The sequence below is a fragment of the Halothece sp. PCC 7418 genome, assembly GCF_000317635.1.
GTDB lineage: Bacteria > Cyanobacteriota > Cyanobacteriia > Cyanobacteriales > Rubidibacteraceae > Halothece.
This window is the reverse complement of sequence record NC_019779.1, coordinates 1627141-1648559: the sequence shown is the minus strand read 5'-3', so window position 1 is coordinate 1648559 and position 21419 is coordinate 1627141. Positions and strand designations below refer to the sequence as shown.

The 21419-nt window shown below is 43.7% G+C and carries 18 protein-coding genes; 12 read left to right on the top strand and 6 right to left on the bottom strand.

Annotation, left to right across the window (positions count from 1 at the left end; genetic code table 11):
* From PCC7418_RS07450 to PCC7418_RS07425, 6 genes are all read left to right on the top strand, one after another.
* The gene (locus PCC7418_RS07450) at positions 1 to 1293 is read left to right on the top strand and encodes a response regulator (RefSeq protein ID WP_015225566.1); all 1293 of its coding nucleotides are present in this window, start codon (positions 1 to 3) and stop codon (positions 1291 to 1293) included.
* Positions 1294 to 1436: 143 nt separating this feature from the next.
* Positions 1437 to 3218: a glycosyltransferase family 39 protein gene (locus PCC7418_RS07445; protein ID WP_015225565.1), complete on the top strand. Its 1782-nt coding sequence runs from the start codon at positions 1437 to 1439 to the stop codon at positions 3216 to 3218.
* 97 nt (positions 3219 to 3315) lie between these two features.
* Positions 3316 to 4986 carry a chaperonin GroEL gene (gene groL, locus PCC7418_RS07440; protein WP_015225564.1) on the top strand — a complete coding sequence of 557 codons (1671 nt, stop codon included), beginning with the start codon at positions 3316 to 3318 and terminating at the stop codon, positions 4984 to 4986.
* Positions 4987 to 5177: 191 nt separating this feature from the next.
* Positions 5178 to 5408, top strand: a complete 231-nt coding sequence (locus PCC7418_RS07435) for a DUF2281 domain-containing protein (protein WP_015225563.1) — start codon at positions 5178 to 5180, stop codon at positions 5406 to 5408.
* Positions 5405 to 5815, top strand: a complete 411-nt coding sequence (locus tag PCC7418_RS07430; RefSeq protein ID WP_015225562.1) for a type II toxin-antitoxin system VapC family toxin — start codon at positions 5405 to 5407, stop codon at positions 5813 to 5815. Before PCC7418_RS07435 ends, PCC7418_RS07430 begins: the two co-directional genes overlap by 4 nt.
* A gap of 32 nt (positions 5816 to 5847) precedes the next feature.
* Entirely contained in the window at positions 5848 to 6654 is an 807-nt protein-coding gene (locus PCC7418_RS07425; RefSeq protein ID WP_015225561.1) for an SWIM zinc finger family protein, read from the top strand.
* Here PCC7418_RS07425 and PCC7418_RS07420 read toward each other — a convergent pair.
* Entirely contained in the window at positions 6621 to 8216 is a 1596-nt protein-coding gene (locus PCC7418_RS07420; RefSeq protein WP_015225560.1) for a S8 family serine peptidase, read from the bottom strand. The two genes, PCC7418_RS07425 and PCC7418_RS07420, sit on opposite strands and share 34 nt — an antisense overlap.
* A gap of 86 nt (positions 8217 to 8302) precedes the next feature.
* On the opposite strand from PCC7418_RS07420, the gene rpe reads away from it, so the two are divergent.
* From rpe to PCC7418_RS07405, 3 genes are all read left to right on the top strand, one after another.
* The gene (rpe, locus tag PCC7418_RS07415; protein WP_015225559.1) at positions 8303 to 8998 is read left to right on the top strand and encodes a ribulose-phosphate 3-epimerase; all 696 of its coding nucleotides are present in this window, start codon (positions 8303 to 8305) and stop codon (positions 8996 to 8998) included.
* A 30-nt stretch (positions 8999 to 9028) separates the two neighbouring features.
* The gene (locus PCC7418_RS07410) at positions 9029 to 10297 is read left to right on the top strand and encodes a class I SAM-dependent RNA methyltransferase (RefSeq protein WP_015225558.1); all 1269 of its coding nucleotides are present in this window, start codon (positions 9029 to 9031) and stop codon (positions 10295 to 10297) included.
* Between the two features lie 101 nt (positions 10298 to 10398).
* Positions 10399 to 11367 (top strand): sensor domain-containing diguanylate cyclase, encoded by a 969-nt coding sequence (locus PCC7418_RS07405; RefSeq protein WP_015225557.1) that lies wholly within the window; start codon positions 10399 to 10401, stop codon positions 11365 to 11367.
* A gap of 548 nt (positions 11368 to 11915) precedes the next feature.
* Here the strand turns inward: PCC7418_RS07405 and pheS are convergent.
* Together pheS and ppsA are read right to left on the bottom strand one after the other, a co-directional pair.
* Complete coding sequence (gene pheS, locus PCC7418_RS07400) at positions 11916 to 12866, bottom strand: phenylalanine--tRNA ligase subunit alpha (RefSeq protein ID WP_396275486.1); 951 nt, start codon at positions 12864 to 12866, stop codon at positions 11916 to 11918.
* 317 nt (positions 12867 to 13183) lie between these two features.
* Positions 13184 to 15619 carry a phosphoenolpyruvate synthase gene (gene ppsA, locus PCC7418_RS07395; protein WP_015225555.1) on the bottom strand — a complete coding sequence of 812 codons (2436 nt, stop codon included), beginning with the start codon at positions 15617 to 15619 and terminating at the stop codon, positions 13184 to 13186.
* A gap of 732 nt (positions 15620 to 16351) precedes the next feature.
* Between ppsA and pyk the strand changes: the two genes are divergently transcribed.
* Positions 16352 to 17776: a pyruvate kinase gene (pyk, locus tag PCC7418_RS07390; RefSeq protein WP_015225554.1), complete on the top strand. Its 1425-nt coding sequence runs from the start codon at positions 16352 to 16354 to the stop codon at positions 17774 to 17776.
* A 73-nt stretch (positions 17777 to 17849) separates the two neighbouring features.
* On the opposite strand, the gene PCC7418_RS07385 is transcribed toward pyk, so the two are convergent.
* Positions 17850 to 18056, bottom strand: coding sequence for a type II toxin-antitoxin system HicB family antitoxin (locus PCC7418_RS07385; RefSeq protein ID WP_015225553.1), 207 nt, complete (start codon positions 18054 to 18056; stop codon positions 17850 to 17852).
* A gap of 163 nt (positions 18057 to 18219) precedes the next feature.
* On the opposite strand from PCC7418_RS07385, the gene PCC7418_RS07380 reads away from it, so the two are divergent.
* Positions 18220 to 18465 (top strand): hypothetical protein, encoded by a 246-nt coding sequence (locus tag PCC7418_RS07380; protein WP_015225552.1) that lies wholly within the window; start codon positions 18220 to 18222, stop codon positions 18463 to 18465.
* On the opposite strand, the gene PCC7418_RS07375 is transcribed toward PCC7418_RS07380, so the two are convergent.
* Positions 18455 to 18997, bottom strand: a complete 543-nt coding sequence (locus PCC7418_RS07375; protein ID WP_015225551.1) for a hypothetical protein — start codon at positions 18995 to 18997, stop codon at positions 18455 to 18457. The two genes, PCC7418_RS07380 and PCC7418_RS07375, sit on opposite strands and share 11 nt — an antisense overlap.
* A 165-nt stretch (positions 18998 to 19162) precedes the next feature.
* Positions 19163 to 19612, bottom strand: coding sequence for a hypothetical protein (locus tag PCC7418_RS07370; protein ID WP_150107040.1), 450 nt, complete (start codon positions 19610 to 19612; stop codon positions 19163 to 19165).
* Positions 19613 to 19838: 226 nt separating this feature from the next.
* Between PCC7418_RS07370 and PCC7418_RS07365 the strand changes: the two genes are divergently transcribed.
* Positions 19839 to 21371: an NAD(P)/FAD-dependent oxidoreductase gene (locus tag PCC7418_RS07365; protein ID WP_015225549.1), complete on the top strand. Its 1533-nt coding sequence runs from the start codon at positions 19839 to 19841 to the stop codon at positions 21369 to 21371.
* Positions 21372 to 21419: the final 48 nt, after the last annotated feature.

Genomic DNA, 21419 nt, shown 5'->3' with positions numbered 1-21419 from the left:
ATGGTCAGCATCGAAGAACAACGGTTAACTTGTAACCGCATTTTTCGCTACTTAACCTATCATAGCCAGAAACAATTTACTGGTCGTTTAGATGTGCAAGCAGCCAGTGGTCAGTCTTGGCAGGTTTATCTAAATTTGGGTCAATTGGGTTGGGTAGCGGGAGGGCTTCATCCTCATCGGCGGTTTATTAGACAACTTCAAATTGCAGGTTTAGAGGATGCTGTCCTCCAAAAAGTTTCTCAATATTCTCTCTCCGCATCAGAGCAACCAGAGTGTATTGAGTATCATCTGTTGGCCAAACTTGCCCAAGAAAAATATCTGAGTGCTGACCAAGTGATTAAAGTGATTAAAGGGGCGTTAATTGAAGGCTTATTTGATGTGGTACAAGCAACAGAACTCGCCTCTCCCACTTTGCAAGAATTTTTTACGCAACAAGCTGAACAGAAGTTAACCACTGTTGCTGATTTGGAAGGGGCTGGGGATAGTTTTTATGTGCAAGTGAAAGAAAACTCTCGTCCTTCTCAACAAGCGCGTTTACCCTATACTTGGATGCAACCAGTGATGGACATTCAACGAGAAGTGCAAAAGAGTTGGGAACATTGGCTGGGGATGGGACTACAAAAATATTCTCCTAATGCAGCGCCAATTGTTAAATCGCCAGAAGGGTTACAAGCCCAAACCTCAGAGAAAATTTATAAGAACTTGATGAGTTTGATGCAAGGGAAAGAGACGCTGCGAGACCTTGCTGCCCGCATGAAACGGGATATTTGGGCAATGACACAAGTTCTACAACCCTTGATTCATCAGCAGATTATTGGATTTGTTGAAATTGAAGATCTTTCTCTGTTTTCTGAGAGTGAAGGAATCAGTGAACGCAGAACGAGGAATCCTTCCGATCAAACATCAACCGAGAAGAAAGGATTAATTGCTTGTGTGGATGATAGTCCACAAACGCAGAAGATGATTGAAACGATCGCGCAAGCCTTGGGTTATAAGTTTCTTCCGATCTACGAAAGTGTCGAAGCCCTACCGACGCTCATTGAGAAAAAACCTCGTCTCATTTTCCTTGATCTAGTGATGCCAGTGGTTAATGGTTATGAGTTAGCCCACCAGATCCGCCGTGTGGAATCCTTGAAGGATACGCCAGTGATCATTCTAACTGGTAATATGGTGGATCGAGTCCGAGCACGGATGTCAGGGGCGAGTGAATGTATTACCAAGCCTGTAGAGGTCGATAAAGTCCGCGCTGTGTTGAATCGTTATATCATTAATCAGGAAGTGCCAACTCAATGATAGACAAATTCACAGCGTTTCTTAGTCTCTTGAGGGACAAACCGATCAGTGACCAGTGACCAAAGAACCAAGAACAAGGAACAAAAACTTAGAATGTACCTCATGAGAATGAAAACTGCTATACAAATTAAGTGAATTCTTGAATGAAACGATCTGTTCTCAAGCAAATTCCCCAGTGGCGCGATTTCAAAAATACGCAACCCTTACCTCTAATTCCTGCTCTTGTCATCATTTTTAGTCTCTGTACTATTACTTTTTTATGGCGTTTAGGCAGTATTGGACTCATTGATGAAACAGAACCCCTTTTTGCCGAAGCTGCCCGACAGATGGTAGAAACGGGTAACTGGGTGACTCCCTATTATAACGGTGAAACTCGCTTTGATAAACCCCCTTTAATTTACTGGTTGATGGCGATGGGGTATCAAGTTTTAGGAGTCAATGAATGGGCGGTGCGCCTTCCTTCTGCTTTGAGTGCTTTGGGGCTAACGGGCTTTGTTTTTTTTGTCCTTGATCGCGTTGGCGTTTCCCCTTTTAATTCTGCTTCTAATACCGTACAAAAACGCTGGGGAAGTTTCATTGCTGCAGCCACTCTCGCCCTAACACCAGAGTTTATTATTTGGGCGCGAACTGGGGTTTCTGATTTATTATTAACGGGCTGTATGGGGAGTGCTTTGTTATGTTTTTTTATGGGCTATATTAACTCAGAAACAGAAAGTCCTCCTCCTTTTTTTAGTCTGGGGAAACCGTCTAATTGGTATATTAGTTTTTATATTTTTACCGCACTGGCTGTTTTAGCCAAGGGGCCTGTTGGCTTAGTTTTACCAGGATTAATTATGATTGCTTTTTTAGTTTATCAAGGCAATTTGTGGCAAGTTTTCAGGGAAATGCGGGTGATGTCTGGCTGGATTATTTTCCTGGTCTTAACTGTTCCTTGGTATATTTTAGTCATTCTCGAAAATGGACAAAGTTATATTGACTCTTTCTTTGGCTATCATAATTTTCAACGGTTTACAGGTGTTGTGAATGATCATGATGCACCTTGGTATTTTTATTTTTTAGTGGTGTTGATTGGGTTTGCTCCGTTATCGGTTTATTTACCGAGCGCGATCGCGCAACTACAAGTTTGGCGGAGACGAGTTTGGAAGCAACAACCCCGAGAAAAACAGTTAGGATTATTTGCTTTTTTCTGGTTCATAACCATCTTTCTATTTTTTACAATTGCGGTGACAAAACTACCCAGTTATGTGATTCCTTTACTGCCTGCTGCAGCGATTTTAATGGGGTTATTTTGGAGCAATGATCAACCCGAAAATTTCAGCACTGCCTTGAAAGTGAATATCTTATTCAATTTGATTTTTGTGTTCGCTTTAGGAGCAGCATTTTACTATAGCCCCAACTTAATTGGCTATGATCCAGCAGCACCGAATTTATCAGAAATTTATTCGCAAGCAGGTTTACATTTAGCAGCAAGTGTCATTTGGTTGGGGGCGGGCCTTTTAATTTCCCTTACTTTAAGGGCGCAACAAGACATCCGTTGGCTGTGGGGAATTAACTTATTGGCGATGTTATTAACCTTTGTCTTTGTGTTGCAACCGGCTATATTTTTAGTGGATCAATTTCGACAAAAACCATTAAGAGAATTATCTAAGTTAGAGCAACAGGTGAGACAGCCAGAAGAAGAATTAATTATGATTGGGATGGAAAAACCCAGTGTTGCGTTTTATACCCAACATCAGGTGACGTTTTTAGATGAAACCGAATACGCGATCGCGCACCTCAAAGCTCAACCCGAAACTGAATCTGTCTTGCTATTAAGTCATCCTCGTAAACTGAACAGCCTGATTTCTCAAGCTGAACAAGTGACGTTTTTAGGTCGCCAAGGGGAATATCAACTGCTTCGGATACAGATGACCAATGACCCATGAGTTCGGATATCCCTACCCAGCCCAGACTTAGCACTCCAGCAAAGAGAGTGCTAAATTGGCTATTGATGGATGACGACAATACTGAAACATTAAAACGATGCCTAAAATCGTATCTTTTAACGAAAAAGCAAGACGTTCTCTAGAACGAGGCGTTGATGCCCTTGCTAATGCTATTCGGATTACCCTTGGCCCAAAAGGGCGTAATGTCTTATTAGAAAAACAATATGGTGCTCCCCAAATTGTAAATGATGGGATTACTGCAGCTAAAGAAATTGAATTAGAAGACCCTCTCGAAAATACTGGCGCACGGTTAATTCAAGAAGTCGCCTCGAAAACCAATGATGTTGCTGGGGATGGAACAACCACCGCTACAGTTCTCGCCCAAGCAATGATCAGGGAAGGATTAAAGAACGTGGCTGCGGGATCTAACCCGGTTGCAGTGCGTCGTGGGATTGAAAAAACCGTTAACTATTTAGTTGAAGAAATTGCCAACGTGGCCAAACCCGTTGAAGGAGACGCGATCGCGCAAGTCGCCACCGTTTCTGCGGGTAACGACGAAGAAATTGGTCAGATGATCGCTGATGCGATGGAAAAAGTGACCAAAGATGGGGTCATCACCGTAGAAGAATCCAAATCTCTCGCCACTGAACTCGATGTGGTGGAAGGGATGGAAATTGATCGCGGTTATCTTTCCCCTTATTTCATCACTGACCAAGAACGGCAAATTGTCGAGTTTGAAAATCCTCGGATCTTAATCACCGACAAGAAAATCAGCGCGATTCAAGACTTAGTGCCGATCCTAGAACAAGTCTCCCGTCAAGGACAGCCCCTGTTGATCATTGCAGAAGACATTGAAGGGGAAGCCCTTGCGACTCTCGTTGTGAATAAAGCACGAGGCGTTCTCAACGTTTCCGCGATTAAAGCCCCTGGTTTTGGCGATCGCCGTAAGCAAATGTTACAAGACATTGCGGTTCTTACAGGCGGACAACTGATCTCCGAAGATGTGGGTTTAACTCTTGATTCAGTTTCCGTTGATATGCTCGGAACTGCTCGTCGAGTTACCATTGATAAAGACAGCAGCGTGATTGTCTCCAATGGTGAAAATAAAGGCGATGTGGATAAGCGCGTGAACCAAATTCGGAAACAACTTGCAGAAACTGATTCCGAATACGACAAAGAAAAACTGCAAGAACGCATTGCTAAACTTGCTGGCGGTGTTGCTGTGATTAAAGTTGGTGCTGCGACCGAAACCGAACTCAAAGAACGGAAACTCCGCATTGAAGACGCACTCAACGCCACCCAAGCAGCCGTAGAAGAAGGAATTGTTCCTGGTGGCGGTACAACCTTAATTCACCTTGCTGCGAAAGTTGCTGAATTCAAAAATACCCTTACTCACCCCGAAGAAAAAATTGGTGCAACCTTAGTGGGTAAAGCCTTAGAAGCACCTCTCTCGCAAATGGCAGATAATGCGGGTGCAGAAGGCTCTGTTGTTGTGGAAAATGTCCGTGACACCGAATTTAACGTTGGCTATAATGCCCTCACTGGTGAGTATGAAGACATGATTGCTGCCGGAATCATTGACCCAGCGAAAGTGGTTCGTTCTGCGGTACAAAATGCAGGCTCGATCGCGGGGATGATTATTACCACCGAAGCCTTAGTTGTGGAAGAACCGCAAGAAGAGGAAGCCGGTGCTGATCCATCCGCTGCTATGGGCGGTATGGGCGGTATGGGCGGTATGGGAGGTATGGGAGGCATGGGAATGATGTAATTCCCTCCCCCCTGTCTTCTCATCGTCCGAACCTAAAATAGTAGAGGTGTTCCTGTTGCTGAGTGTGTCGAAGCATGGAACGTCTCTACTATTTAATCTATTGAACACTTCCCGCCAGGGAAATAACAAAAAAATCAAACCTATGCAACAACCTCATCCAAGACTGATGGAAAAAGTAACAATGAAAAATCATGAATACTGATCTCGAACTCTGGCAAGCAATTAGCAAAATGCCTGAACATTTAAAGACTGAATTTTTGAATTATGCAGAATATTTAATGGAGAAAAAAGCAAACACAACTCACTCGGATCAAAACTTAGAAAAAAAACGGCGATCTGGAATTTTGAAAGGAACTTTTGTCTTACCATTACCAAAAGACTTTGATGAACCATTAGAAGATTTTCAGGATTATATGGAATGAGTGCTTTTCTATTAGACACTCACGCTTTTATTTGGCTGTCGGAAGATGACCCAAATTTACCAGAATCCCTCAGAGAGAAGATTGATAAAGCTGATGTTGTATATGTTAGCATCGCAAGTTTATGGGAGATTGCGATTAAGTTAAACTTGGGAAAGTTATCTCTAAAACGAAATTATGAAATCATTGGTATTGAAGTTGAATCTTCTGACATTATTTTACTTCCTATTTCATTTCGTGATACAGCTTTAATTCGCCACTTACCTTTACACCATCGAGATCCATTTGATCGAATGTTAGTTGCACAAGCAATGAATCATTCTTTAATTATAGCTAGTCGCGATCGAGCGAAGCTCGCTGGCAGAGCCAATCGCGCTTTTGATGCTTATTCAATAGAAAGAATTTGGTAATTATAAAACCGCACTTCTAAGGAGAAATAAGAATGACCGAACGACAATGGTGGGCGCTACAATGGCTGGATTTATTAGAAAAATATCGGTTTAAGAAACGACTCGAACGCGGTAGAAATTATGCCCGAGAGGGGAATATTCTCAGAATTGATTTTGAAGGGGCGAAAGTAACTGCAGACGTACAAGGAACAGCCGATGAACCCTATCATCTTTGGATTAAATTAGACCGCTTTAGCAATGAAGATTGGAATTATATCATTCAAAGTTTAGCGGAAAAAGCGATCTTCTCCGCGCAATTATTAGCTGGAGAAATGCCCGAGAATATTGAAGAGGTTTTTATTGCCAATGGCTTAAGTTTATTTCCCTTTTCTCTGTCTGATGTTCATTCTCATTGTAATTGTCCCGACCCCAAAAATCCTTGCAAACATATCGCTGCGGTGTATTACGAATTAGCTGATCGTTTTAGTGAAGATCCCTTCGTTTTATTTCAGTTGCGAGGACGAACCCGTTCCGAAATTTTAGAACAAATTCGGGAAATTCGTCAGCAAAATGCAGCAGAAACAACAGCACAACTCCAAGCAGAAGAAGAAGCCGTTACAGAAACAACAAGTGAGGAGACATCAGACAAGAGTTCGGAGTGGGATTTAGAAACTTTTTGGGAGTATAATCAACCGTTAGATTCGGCACTCATGCAAATGAATATAGAAACCGATCAAACGGTTTTAGAAGTGTTAGGGAGTTTTCCCCTACCTGGAACAGAAGCGCAAGCCGTACAGCAATATTTAGAACAAGTACAAAAGCAAGTTCATTCGGAAATTGTCCACCAAGCTAACCCATAAGGTTGAATCGAATGATTTGCTTGTTCGGCAAATTGAACGCGAATTTTGTAACGTCCCGTTTCTGGAACTTTGCAAAAAATGTGTTCTACACTATCGACTTCACTCACGGAAGCACATTGGCTGATGACTTTTGAGTCGTTTGCCGTGGAAACTAAAAAGAGATTGAGGTTATTTAAACCGCGATCGCGAAAGGTTTCTCCCAGATCATAGCGCTCATTGTTGTTTTTATCATCAAGTTCCACCAACCGATCCCAAGCTAAAGTTACTGTCGCATAACTCCCCGCAGCAAGAGGCTGCGCGATCTGATAGTCTTGATGAGAATTGGCAGAAACTTCATTATAATCCCAGCCGATCCTGGGTACATTGTTTCGAGGATGCCACTGTCCTGCACTAAACTGTTGATAGGCGCGAAAAGTGTTGAGATGACCTGCTCCCATTTCTAAATCAAGTGGAATCTTGGCGTTTTCATAGGCTTTTGATTGCAGCCAAGTCTGATTTTGTTTACTATAAAGCGTGCGTGTCATCCTTTTGGTTGGCTCTTGGATTTTATCCGCAGCATTAAGTAACACGGCTTTCATGACCTCATGATTCCGCGCCTCCAGACTCCAACGGGGGGGGAAGGGAGAAGGTTCGCGATTGGCAAAACGATACAACACGCGATCGCTGTATTCTTGTAAGAGAGCAACGCTACCCGTAACATGAGGTGCAGCAAAACTGCTTCCACTGACGCTAATCATTTCTCGTTCGGGATGATAGACGCTGATATCATCTCCAGGGGCAACTAAACTGACTCCTGAGCGTCCTTTGGTGTTGATTTCTTTGATGACTAAGCGCCGACCAATTCCGATGGGGTCACCTCCGAGATTGGGAAAACCCACCTTGGTATATTTTTGATCGCGCTGGGTGCTGTAAGCCACAGTAATTCCGTTATACTGATCCGTGGGAATGGGAATGCCCCCTTCTCCCTGATTCCCTGCAATAACATACAAGGTATTGTGGACTCGTGCTGACCAATCCACACATTTTGTTAGTAAAGCATCCCCATCCAAAACGGCATTCTCTCGGGGATCGCGCTCTAAAGAATCACCAAAACTGAAATTAATTGCTCTGACATCGCTACTATTTTGGAGAGCGGTATATTGCGCCGTGAGACATTCTTCGGGTTGTCCTGCTTGGCGTAGTGATCCCACCGCGCTGCTGTAGAGTTTTGCTTCTGGTGCAACCCCTCGTAATCCTTTTTCTTGAGACACCATGACCGTTGCCACCATCATCGCATGGGGATCAATATGTTGATTGGGATTTGCAGCGCGATCGCGATAAAAAACGTCAGCAAGGGTAAAAGGATAATTCCCCACAGTAGCCTTATCCCACCCGAATTTTCCTGCTCTGCCGATTTCAACTTGTCCAATGGCAATTTTTCGTCCCAGTAAATTATAAGGGGCTTGGTGAAGCCGACGGGCATTAATTCCCAGTTCACCAACGGAATAATCGAGGGCAAGCAAAGGACTAATTAAACTTAAACCACCGAGACTCCCCAATAATCCCACTACTGTTTTTTTCATTAATACTTTCCCAGATTTCCGAAGAAATGTTAAATTTTTTGTTAAAATTGACACCAAATATAAGAAATAATTGAGGACTGCTCAAAATGAGCCAAAAACAAACCGTTATTGCTCCTTCTATTTTATCTGCTGATTTCAGTCGTTTAGGAGAAGAAATTAAAGCTGTTGACCAAGCGGGTGCAGATTGGATTCATGTGGATGTCATGGATGGACGCTTTGTTCCGAATATCACCATTGGTCCGTTAATCGTTGATGCAATTCGTCCCATTACCCAAAAGCCTCTTGATGTTCACTTGATGATTGTTGAACCCGAAAAATATGTTGCTGATTTTGCGAAAGCAGGGGCTGATATTATTTCTGTTCATGCTGAACATAATGCTTCCCCTCACCTCCACCGCACTTTACAATTAATTAAGGATCAAGGGAAACAAGCGGGCGTTGTTCTCAATCCAGGGACCCCTTTAGAATTAATTGATTACACCCTTGAACTTTGCGATTTAGTTCTGATTATGAGTGTTAATCCTGGGTTTGGCGGACAGAAATTTATCCCTGCGATTCTCCCCAAAATTCGTCAGTTACGGAAAATGTGTGATGAACGGGGACTCGATCCTTGGATTGAAGTGGATGGCGGTTTGAAAGGAAACAACACTTGGCAAGTTTTAGAAGCGGGTGCAAATGCGATTGTTGCTGGATCGGCAGTCTTTAAAGCGGATGATTATGCCAGCGCGATCGAAGGAATCCGCAATAGCAAACGTCCCGAACCCGAATTAGCGAGTGTCTAAAATTACGCTACTTTGTTTTTTTCAGGGCGAATGACTGTTCGCCCCTATTTTTTTCTCATGATTCAATCAGAAGACGCAGTTAATCTTAAACAGTTACAACCCGGAGATTCTCTCACGGTTACGATCAAGCGCTTTAATCATAAGTATTTGGGAGAAACAACCATCCAAGGAAAAACCGTGTTGGTGCCTGGTACTATCCCTGGGGAAACGATACGGGGAGAAGTGATTCGTAACTGGAAACGTCGTCTTTTGCTGAAGCCAGTGGAGATTCTTGAAGCCAGCAGCGATCGCGCAACGCCAAAATGTCAACATTTCACCACCTGCGCGGGTTGCCAATTCCAACATATTAACTACGAAGCCCAGTTAGCAATCAAAGAATCTCGCCTCAGAAGTTATTTCGATGAAGACCATCCCGCCCAACCCTTACCCTTACGCGGTGTGATTGGGTCGCCCAACCCTTACCGTTATCGCAACAGCATTAAAGTCCATGGCCCTGGTGAACCTGGTTTTTGGCAAGTTTTAGGGGTGGACATGATGCGAAATGAAGAATGCCCCATTTGCGTCGAAACTGTCGATCAAGCCCTGCAAAAAGAACGTCAAGACCACTTTCAACGCTTTACCCGTCAAGGAATTCTCAATGTTCTCATTCGCGGAACAAAGATCGGGGAAACTTACGTCGGACCAGAAAACCCTGATCCAGAAGAAGTGGCTTGGTTAAATGAAGAATTGACCCATCCCCTCACCGGAGAAACCTATAAATTAGTCGTTCCCGCCCATGCGTTTTGGCAAGGAAGTACCCCCATGTTACCCACTTTAGTAGAACAAGTGGTGCGTCCGATTCGAGACTTTCAACCCGAAATGTTGATTGAAAGTTATTGCGGGATGGGGTTATTTGGGTTAATGAGTGCGCCCTTTGCCAAAGAAGTGATTGGAATTGAAGAACATCCTTTAGCCATTGAAGCAGCCAAACAAAATCAAGAGAATTTAGGAGTCGCAAATCTCCGAATTTTCCGCAGTAAAACGGAAGATTGTCTTTTGGAATATCTAAATATACTTCCTGAAGAAAAATCGAGTTTAATTGTTGATCCCCCCCGCAGTGGACTCCCGAAAAAAGTCCTGAAACAAATTCTTAAATCACCTCCTCAGCAATTGGTTTATGTGAGTTGCAGTCCTGAAAGTTTTGCTCGTAATCTCAACGCTTTGTGCAAACAAACCTATCACCTGAAAGATATGGTCGGGTTAGATTTATTTCCTCAAACCAAACATTTAGAATGTGTGGGCGTACTGGAAAGAGTCTGAGATCCAAAAATACAGGGTTTCTTATTCTGTTGAGGGACACGAGTGACCAGTTACCCAATAACCAAGGATCAAATTTTATAATTTGTTAATATTTAGCTGTAATGTATTTAATGGATTATTCAGGAATGCTCGACACAATTAGCCCTTTTGCCGACTTTGAATCCGCTGCACGGAGTATTTTATCTTATCTTCATCAACGTCTGGGGTTTCAGTTGTGGATGGTGACCCGTACTCAAGAAGAAGATTGGATTATGCTGCAAGTGGAGGATCATGGTTATGGGGTGCAAGAAGGGGCGGTTTTTTGTTGGTCAGATTCCTTTTGTTCTCGGATGATTAACGGAGAAGGACCCTGTATTGCCCCTCGGGTGAGTACCGTTCCCGCTTATGTGGAAGCCCCTATTGGGAGGCAAGTGTCGATTGGGGCTTATATTGGGATTCCCATTGTTTTAAGTAATGGGTCTTTGTTTGGTACACTTTGCGCGATCGATCCTGATTCACAATCAGAAAGCATTACAGAAGAACTCTCTACTATCGAATTACTCGCCAAACTCTTATCCACGATTTTAGAAAACGAACTGAAATATAATGAACAAGCGCGTCACTTAGAACGTCTGGAAGCGGAAGTAATGAGTGATGTTCTCACTGAATTATATAATCGACGGGGATGGGAAAAACTACTTTTAGCAGAAGAAAAACGGTGTCAACGCTACGGACATCCTGCAGGAGTCATTTATATTGATCTCGATGGCTTAAAGCCTGTTAATGATACAAAAGGACATGCAGCCGGAGATAAGCTTATTTATGAAGCTGCACAAATCATTCATTCCGCGGTGCGAGAACAAGATATTACAGCACGAGTCGGGGGTGATGAGTTTGCTGTCTTGGGGATCGAATGTAATGCGACACAAATTCAGGCTTTGGCGGAACGGGTACAAACGTCATTAATGGAAGCTGGAATTTCCGCGTCAGTGGGTTTTGCATCTCGTCATCCCAGCCAAGGGTTAAGCGTTGCTGTTGAGGAAGCGGATCAAAAAATGTATGAATGCAAACTTGAGTTCTCCATTGATTAAAATTCAATGGATTCAATCTTGTGGTGACTCAATGGATTAAAATCGCATTTCGTCACTTCCTTTCCCACACTCAAGAATGGGAGACAGACCTTGACTAGGTTTCGCCCTAGCTGTATCCTTACCTGTTAAATTAGCCCGTTTGGGTTTTTCACCATTAAGTTTAGGGCTGTTTGGAATGATAACATAAAATGACACAAAAGGCTAAAGCCTTGGAAGGCTCATTCATGAGGGGCTGTCGTCGGAACTTGGTTCCGACGCTTGTAAGCCCCGTCCATCGGTGTAAAAAATGCACCTCTCTGACCCAGCTTAAATGCGGTTAGATCATGCGCTAGGAGTCAAAAATAGTTGCTAATTGTTCCTTTTGTTTAGGAATGAGCTCATTTAAATCGAGGCTGAAAAATTATTTAGCAACCTTGCGCTTTTGGTGAAGATAAGGCTAAGACAGAAATTGACAAGCTCCGAAGGCGTAATCTTTGACTCGAAACCCAACAAGACCCTTACTGGTGTTGGGTTTCGTAATCTCAACCCAACCTACGTTATAAACTGCTTTAAATAAACTGCTTTAAGAATCTTAGATCGCTATTGTAGAGGCGACGAATATCGTCCATTTGGTGTAATACCATGGCGAAACGTTCCACCCCTAAACCCGCAGCAAAACCCGTGTAGCGTTCGGGATCATAACCGACGGCTTTTAAGACATTGGGATCAACCATTCCGCAGCCTAATACTTCCAGCCATTTGCCATTCCACTGCACATCCACTTCCGCAGAAGGTTCGGTAAACGGAAAATAACTCGCCCGAAACCGCACTTCTAGGTCATCTCCAAACATTTGTCGTAAAAACTCTTTAATTGTTCCTCGCAGATCGGTAAATCTTAACCCTTCTTCAATGGCTAACAATTCCAGTTGATGGAAAACCGCCGAGTGTGTTGCATCAACCGTATCTCGACGATAAACTCGCCCTGGCGCAATCACCCGAATGGGGGGATCATGTTTTTCCATGTAGCGAATTTGCACGGATGAGGTATGAGTCCGCAATAAGTTACCATCAGGAAGATAAAATGTGTCCTGCATATCCCGTGCGGGGTGGTCTTGAGGCGTGTTGAGGGCTTCAAAATTGTAGTAATCGCTTTCTACCTCAAAGCCTTCAGCAACGGTGTATCCTAAGCCTACAAAAATATCCAGCATTTGGTCAATCATGCCGTTGAGGGGATGCACTTGTCCGAGTGGACGCATCACACTAGGCATCGTTACATCAAGGGTTTCCGCAGCCAGTTGAGCTTCGAGTTGGGCGCGTTGTAAATTTTGATGACTTTCCTCGATCGCGCTTTGAATTTCTTCTTTGATTTCATTGGCGAGAGAACCAATACGGGGACGTTCTTCTGCGGAGAGTTTGCCCATTCCCCGCAACACTTGTGACAGTTGTCCTTTTTTCCCGAGATATTGCACGCGCAGTTGTTCGAGGCTTTCTAAATTACTAGATTGCGCGATCGCGCTCATTGCCTCGGTTTTTAACTCAGTAAGTTGGGTTTCTAGATCCAAAGAAGAAGAGGTCATGCTGGCTGGAAGTAAGACATTTTGCGTTATCAACCTATATCAGTTTAGCAAGATGTCCGTCAAGCGCGATCGGTTATCGTCGGGTAGAGACATTCCATGGAACGTCTGTTCTGTACAGTTCATCATCTCCAATACCACCTTCCACAAGCCAAGTTACAGTAAATAGCCTGAAGTGGTCGTAGGGTTTGCCTTGCCCATCCTACAAGGTGGTCTTTCTTTGTTAAAAGTGGTATAACATCACCGATAAAATTCCGTGACTACTATATTTGTTTTTCCACCTCCGCAATACTCAAAATTGTTTTCAAAACCGAATCAGGATTGAGACTCATGGAATCAATACCCGCTTCCACTAAAAATTGGGCAAACTCAGGATAATCACTGGGGGCTTGACCACAGATACCAATCTTACGACCGTTTTTCTTCGCCGTTTCAATGGCAAGTTTAACCATCCGTTTTACTGCTTCATTCCGTTCATCAAACAGATGCGCCACTAATGCCGAGTCTCGATCTAAACCCAAGGTTAACTGAGTTAAATCATTCGACCCAATGGAGAAGCCATCAAAAACTTCACTAAACTCATCGGCGAGGATGACATTACTAGGTAACTCACACATAACATAAACTTCTAAGCCATTAACGCCTTGTTCTAAGCCATGTTTTGCCATTTCTGCAATCACTTTTCGTCCTTCGTCTGGTGTGCGACAGAAAGGAATCATTGGGATAAGGTTGGTTAAACCCATTTCATCCCGAACTTTTTTCAAGGCGCGACATTCCAAAGCAAAGGCTTCACAATAATTGGGATCAGAGTAACGAGACGCACCGCGCCAGCCTAACATCGGGTTTTCTTCTTTCGGTTCAAACTGTTGACCGCCAATGAGGTTAGCGTATTCATTGGTTTTGAAGTCAGACATCCGCACAATGACGGGTTTAGGATAAAAGGCTGCACTAATCATCCCCACGCCACGAGCGAGTTGATCCACAAAGAAATCGGGTTTGTAATCGTAGTCGGCGGTAATGTCTGCAATTTGATCTTGGATGCGTTCATCTTGGAGTTGATCAAAATAAAGTAAGGCGAGGGGATGGACTTTAATATGGTTGGTAATGATGAACTCTAAACGGGCTAAACCGACTCCATCAGCAGGAATGTTTGCAAGAGAGAACACTTGATCGGGATTCCCAATATTCATCAAGATTTGGGTGCGAGTTTGGGGTAAGTCATCTAAGGTTGCTTGTTCCACATCAAAGGGAAGTAAGCCTTCATAAACTTTTCCTTCTTCCCCTTCACTACAACAAACCGTTACCTCTTGTCCAGACGCAATCATTTGTGTTGCATCGCCACAACCGACAATCGCGGGAATTCCCATTTCTCGGGCAATAATCGCTGCGTGACAAGTGCGTCCTCCTTGGTCAGTCACGATCGCGCTGGCTTGTTTCATAATCGGTTCCCAGTCGGGATCAGTTCGTTTGGTCACTAACACTTCTCCAGGTTTGAAGCGATCCAAGTTTTTCGCATTAACAATCACCCGTGCTTTTCCTTGTCCAATACTTGCGCCCACACTCCGTCCTGTGGCTAAAACCGTGCTGTGGTCTTGCAGGTGATAGGTTTCAAGGAGATTTCCCGCTTTCTGGGATTGTACGGTTTCAGGACGGGCTTGGACAATAAATAATTCACCTGTGAGACCATCTTTTGCCCATTCAATGTCCATGGGGGTATTTTGTCCCCGCAAGTTGGAATAATGATCTTCAATTGCAATCGCCCAGCGACTTAACTGTAAAACTTCTTCGTCTGTGAGACAATATTGAGCGCGATCGCGCTGAGGAACAGAGACATTGCGAGTCTGTTTTGACCCTTCCATGTCATAAACCATCTTCATCCCTTTTGTTCCCAGGCGTTTTTCTAAAATGGGCTGATAGCCTTCTTTCAGCGTCGGTTTAAAGACCAAATACTCATCAGGATTCACCGATCCTTGCACGACATTTTCCCCTAAACCGTAAGATGCAGTAATCAAGGCAGCATTTTTAAACCCTGTTTCTGTATCAATGGAGAACATCACCCCTGCACTGGCTAAGTCGGAACGCACCATTTTCTGTACACCCACCGAAAGCGCAACGGCAAGGTGATCAAAACCATGATTTTCTCGATAAGAAATGGCCCGATTCGTAAATAAAGAAGCAAAACATTTATGACAGGCTTCTAACACCCCTTTCACCCCATGAATATTGAGATAGGTTTCTTGTTGTCCTGCAAAACTCGCTTCTGGTAAATCTTCAGCCGTTGCACTCGACCGCACCGCCACATCAGTTTCTTCTCCGTAGCGGTCGCAAAGTTCTTGATAGGCTTCTGTAATCGCAACCTTTAAATTGTCTGGAAATGGGGTATGTAAAATCAGCGATCGCGCTTTCTTCCCTGTCTTCTGTAAACTATTGACATCATTAATATCCATCCGAGAAAACAGTTCTCGCAGTTTCTCTTCAATCCCTGCATTCGCAATGAAGTGGCGGAACGCATTCGCAGTGGTCGCAAACCCATTGGGAACATTCACCCCTTTGGCTTTTAACTGTTGGATCATCTCCCCTAAAGAGGCATTTTTTCCACCAACAATTCCCACATCTTGATTATTCACCTGTTCATACCAAAGGACAAGGGCTGTTTCTTTCCTCACATTTTTGGCAGCTTTCGATAAAGTATTAACCATTCCTTTACCCTCCGTTTCTTATATTTTTATTTTATTAAGTTCCTCCCAATATTTCTTCATTTCTTATCATTTTTTGATAAATATTTCTTTACATTTTAGTTTCTATAGCAGTTTTCACGCTTCTTGAGGTACATTCTAAATTTTTGTTCTTTGTTCTTTGTTATTTGTTGGTTGTTAATCAATGAACCACGAACTATGTAGGGCATAGCCCGCGCGAAGCACCACGAACCATGAACCATGAACATCCATCGACTCGCTTTGTACCTCAACAGACTAATACCATTTCGATAAACTAGTGCTACACAACGATCCCCCCAAGGGTTCCCCCCTTATTGAAGGGGGGTTAGGGGGGATTCCCCTTACTAAGGGGGGCGAAGGGGGGATCTACTGTAACTTGACTTTTTAGAAATGGTATAAGAAAGGCTATAATCGCTGGAAAACCAGAGCAACTGGTCAATCCTCTTAGTTTAACAGTCATTAATGATTGAGTTCATCCTGAACATTATGAAAGTTAATTTATTACCAAGAAAGATTGTCAAATTTAAGGTTTTAAAAATTTTATAAGAGATCTCAAATCAGCACCAACTATTGTATAATTATTAGGGATTAGTTGTTAGTTGAAAATCGAGTCAGAAAACTAAATTGTGACTGTAATTTTTCCGCGCCTCAAAATTTGCTTTGGCTCACTCGGATTAATTTTTGGCAAACATTGATGAAATACTAAGGATTGTTATGTCTCTTAATGCCTTTCCCCACCGCACTAAAATTGTCGCCACTATTGGCCCTGCGAGCCAGTCGGAAGCTGTGATGCGACAGTTGATTCAAGCTGGAATGAATGTCGCCCGCTTAAACTTTTCTCACGGAAGCTATGATGATCACGCCGTCATCATTGAACGGCTCAGACATATTTCCGAAGAGATGGACACCCCAGTTACCCTCCTCCAAGACTTACAGGGTCCAAAAATTCGGGTGGGATGGCTTCCACAAGGGGAAGTGCTACTAGAAGCGGGAAAAACTGTAATACTAACTCCCAACCTCGAAACCAGCGATAGCCCAGAAATGATTCCCATTGACTATCCTCATCTTGCAGAAGAAGCCCGTCCTGGGGCGCAAGTGTTACTCGATGATGGACTGTTGGAATTAGAAGTAGAAGCCATTAACAATTCTCAGGTAGAGTGTCGCGTCATTAATGGGGGACTGCTCAAAAACCGTAAAGGGGTTAACTTTCCCAACTTAAACTTAAGCCTTCCTTCCCTCACCATTAAAGATCAACAAGACTTAGAATTTGGCATTCAACAAGGAATCGACTGGGTTTGTTTAAGTTTTGTTCGCGGAGTGGAAGATATCCATCACCTGAAAGGATTTCTCCATTCTCGGGAAGCCCAGATTCCCGTCATTGCAAAAATTGAAAAACCGCAAGCCGTAGAACATCTCGATGAATTAGTTTCTGCTTGTGATGGCTTGATGGTGGCGCGAGGAGATTTAGGAGTAGAAATCCGTCCTGAAAAAGTCCCCTTATTGCAAAAGAAAATTATTCAAACTTGTAATCGCAAGGGAATCCCCGTCATTACCGCCACGCAAATGTTAGAAAGCATGATTCATTCTCCGCGTCCCACTCGTGCTGAAGCCTCTGATGTCGCCAATGCAATCATTGATGGGACAGATGCGGTCATGTTGTCAGGGGAATCGGCGGTTGGGAAATATCCTGTCCAAGCGGTTGAGATGATGGCTCGCATCGCGGAACAAGTTGAACCCCAAATTGAATTTACCAATCATCCCCCAACAGAAAATACAGAAACCCATGCTTTGAGTGAAGCGTTGAATACCATTGATAACATGATGGATCTGCGCTGCATTGCTTCTTTTACCACCACAGGATACACCGCACGGATTGCATCAGATGAGCGTCCGAAAGCCCCGATTGTTGCTTTTACGCCAACCTTAGAAGTGTATCATCGCTTAAATTTAATTTGGGGGGTGAAACCGTTGTTACTGCAACCCCAGGAGGAAGGGTTAGAACCTTTGATTAAGGAAATGGAGACTTGTTTATTAGAACGGGAGTTAGTGACATCAGGGGATAAAATATTAATTCTTGGTGGCTCTCCTGTGCAACGAGCCAAGGGTACTAATTTCTTGAAAATTCATTCTATTCCTTAGTTATGCTTGATCTGAAAGCCAACTTTTTGTAACGCTTTGATACACTCTTTCCCTGAAATTTGAGGTAATTTGCTCATAAAGTAAGGGAAACGGTTTCGACTCGGTCTTCTGGAATCTCACGACCCTCTTCTTGAAGAACCTCAAGATAAAGTTCAATGGCTTCGGTAATATTGGCAATTGCCTCTTCTTTGGTTTTTCCTTGACTGATACAAGGAGGCAAACTGGGACATTGAGCAACCCAATAACCATCTTCTCCAGGAGAAAGTATTATTTGTCTCATAAGTGGATATAGTTACTTTAGTTAGTCCACTTTTATCTTATCATTCAGGTAAGACACGATGCCTGGGGAGCGGGCTACGCCTACTCATTTTGGTGGAGAAGGAGGGAAAGGCGCGATCGGGCTTTTTTCAGCAAACCCTAATTATTAATAACTCGGGAGTGTTATGAAAGACAAACTGTTGCAATGGATAGACCGCATTTTAATGTTTGATTTATTTCTGGTGTTGGGGAGTTTTTTTTGGTTCGCGATCGCGCTGGTGGGACGATCAACAGATGTTCCCCTGGGCTTGGATTTATGGTATAAACTCTGGGAGCCTGTTTTTACCCCTGCAATCGGGATTTTAATGTTGGGAGCGATTAGTAACGGGATTATTCGTCAGATTTCTAAGCGGTTGGGTTCTAATTCTTGATTACTGCTGCTAACTGTTGCGCGATCGCGCTCCGTTGTTCTTGATCATACCCCCAGCGTTCAAAAAAGGCGACTTCTGCTTCTCCTTTTCCTGTCAGCGCACTGTCTCGCATTTGTTGGGCTTTTTCCTGTAATAACTCGTGGTTCAGTTGTTTAATGAGATCAATACTGCGTCGTTGCACGCGATCCGATCCCTGTGCCATACTTTCATGATCTTGACGGCGATGAGTAATTGCCATTGCAGTGGACATGGCGACGTTTTTGACTAATAGTTCACTCACTAACTCAGGAGAGGTTTTTAAGCCTTCTAATACCGCTTTTGGTGGTTGATCAGCAACGGGAGAGTCTGCAGTGAGGTAAGTGACAAAAAAGCCTCGTGCGCCGTTGGATGTGGCGACTAAATCGCTAACTAGAGACTGAATCTGGGTGGCGTTGATCGTCTCACTTTCGATTTTTGGGATTAAGTTTTGGGTTAGCGCGATCGCGCCTTCAAAGGTTATGTTCTCTGGAACATTTAACTCAGTTTGACTCATTGTTTTCTCTTTTGATTCACCATCGCGATCATAACAAAGCAGCAATCACCGAGGAGGCAAAAGAAACCAGAGAATTAGCCAACACAATTTTTGTTCTTTGGTTGCTGCATGAATGAGAGAAGCAGCCAAGCGTTTTCAAAGCTGACTACAACTCTCAAAATTAACTTATTCAAGGGTTGCGACTTGTTCCGATTCTGATTCTATTCGGCGCGAAACGGGTGGCATTAATCCCACACTAATCAATAAGACTGTGATCGCGAGGGGATTAAAGAAAAACCAAATCAGTTTAATACCGAGGGGGGCTGGATTCCCTAAAATAGGATTATCAGGTCTAGCAATTGTGGCAATACTGGCAACAAGATTAACCACAGAGAAAATCACAGCCAACCAAGCAGCAGGCTTGCGATAAAACTCAAAAATAATCGCCAGCGCGATCGCGATTTGAATGATGCCGAGGATATAAACTAATAGTGTTGCATTAAACGGCAATGAACCATAGAAGGCATTTTCATAAGGACCAATCCAATTATTAACAAATAGTAATTTGGATAAGCCCCAAAAACCAACCGCTAAACCAGCAGCAAGACGTAGTGTAATGATAAAAGCTCGTTCCATAAATTCAGTTCCTTGTTCAAACAATTTAATACCTTCATCCTGCAAGAAATTGATTAATTTTTCCTGAGAATTTGTCGAAACTAAATAACCCATTTTGGAGTTAACAAAACTTGCTTAAAGTCTGCATTTTTATTAGTAAGAAAATGTAATAGGAGTCACCCTTTCTACTTTTTTTTGCAGGGTTTGGCATCATTGAAAAGAAGTAGAATCAACAGGGAAAGGGGTTATGACACAAACCGATATCATCGTCATTGGAAGTGGCATTGGTGGTTTAAGTGCAGCAGCGTTATTGGCTCGCTATGGCTATCAGGTCACCGTTTGCGAGAGTCATACGATTGCTGGGGGAGCAGCCCATGCTTTTGAACGGCAAGGCTATATTTTTGATTCGGGTCCTTCTTTATATTCAGGCTTATCTAGTCCTTCTCCGAATCCTTTGCGACAGGTTTTAGAGGCAATAGGAGAGCAAGTGCCGTGTGTTCAATATGATACATGGGGCTGTTGGCTACCTGAAGGACAGTTTGATACCTCCGTTGGGGCGGATCAATTTTGTGACGTTTTAAGGGAGTTGCGCGGTGAACAAGCGGTGAGAGAATGGCGAAACTTGCAAGCCCTGATGCAACCCCTCGGAAAAGCTGCAGTTGCCCTTCCTCCGACTGCGGTGCGGGCGGATTGGGGAATTTTGCGGACAGTATTGCCTTTTATCCCTGCTTTGATGCAACAGGGGGGTCAAACGATGCAGTTAATGGGATCTTTTGAACGATTGCGCGATCGCGCGATCAGTGATCCGTTCTTAAAAAACTGGCTCGATCTCCTCTGTTATCTCCTTTCTGGCTTACCTGCTAATGGCACCAGCGCAGCAGAAATGGCGTTTATGTTTGCCGATTGGTATCGTCCAAATGTGAAGCTCGATTACCCGATTGGCGGAAGTGGGGCGTTAGTGGATGCGTTAGTGCGGGGGTTAGAAAAATATGGCGGTCAGTTACGCTTAGGGGCAACCGTAGCAGAGATTTTATTAGAAAGGAAACGTGCGGTAGGGGTACGCCTCAATAATGGGGAGACCCTCCACGCAACAGAAGCAGTGGTCTCCAATGCGTCGATTTGGGATACCTTAAAACTTTTGCCAGATGAGAAGATTCCGCAAAGGTTTCGTCAGGAAAAAGAATCGCTTCCCCAATGTCCCAGTTTTATGCACTTGCATTTGGGAATTAATGGGCAAGATTTACCCGAGAATCTCCCCTGTCATCATATTATTGTCAATGATTGGGAAAAGGGAGTCACCGCCGAGCAAAATGTGGTTTTGGTGTCGATTCCCTCTTTACTCGATCCGTCTCTTGCACCAGAAGGCAAGCACGTGATTCATGCCTACACCCCAGCTAGTGAACCTTATGAATTGTGGGCTGGATTAGATCGGCGTAGCGAAACGTATCAACAACAGAAAGAAGAAAGATCGCAAGTCTTGTGGAATGCTATGACTCGTATTATTCCTGATATTCGCGATCGCTGCGAGGTAAAGTTGATCGGTACTCCTCTCACCCACGAACGGTTTTTAAGACGGCATCGAGGAACGTATGGCCCTGCGATTAATGCTGAAAACGGCTTTTTCCCCAGTGCTAACACCCCGTGGGAGGGCTTACTCTGTTGTGGAGATTCCACTTTTCCAGGGATTGGTTTACCTGCGGTTGCAGCCAGTGGCGCGATCGCTGCGAATACCATTGCTTCTGTTGAACAACATCTGCAATTGCTGAGAGAGTTGAAGTGATCAGTGATCAGTAATCAGTGATCAGTTACCAGTTACCAGTAATCAGTG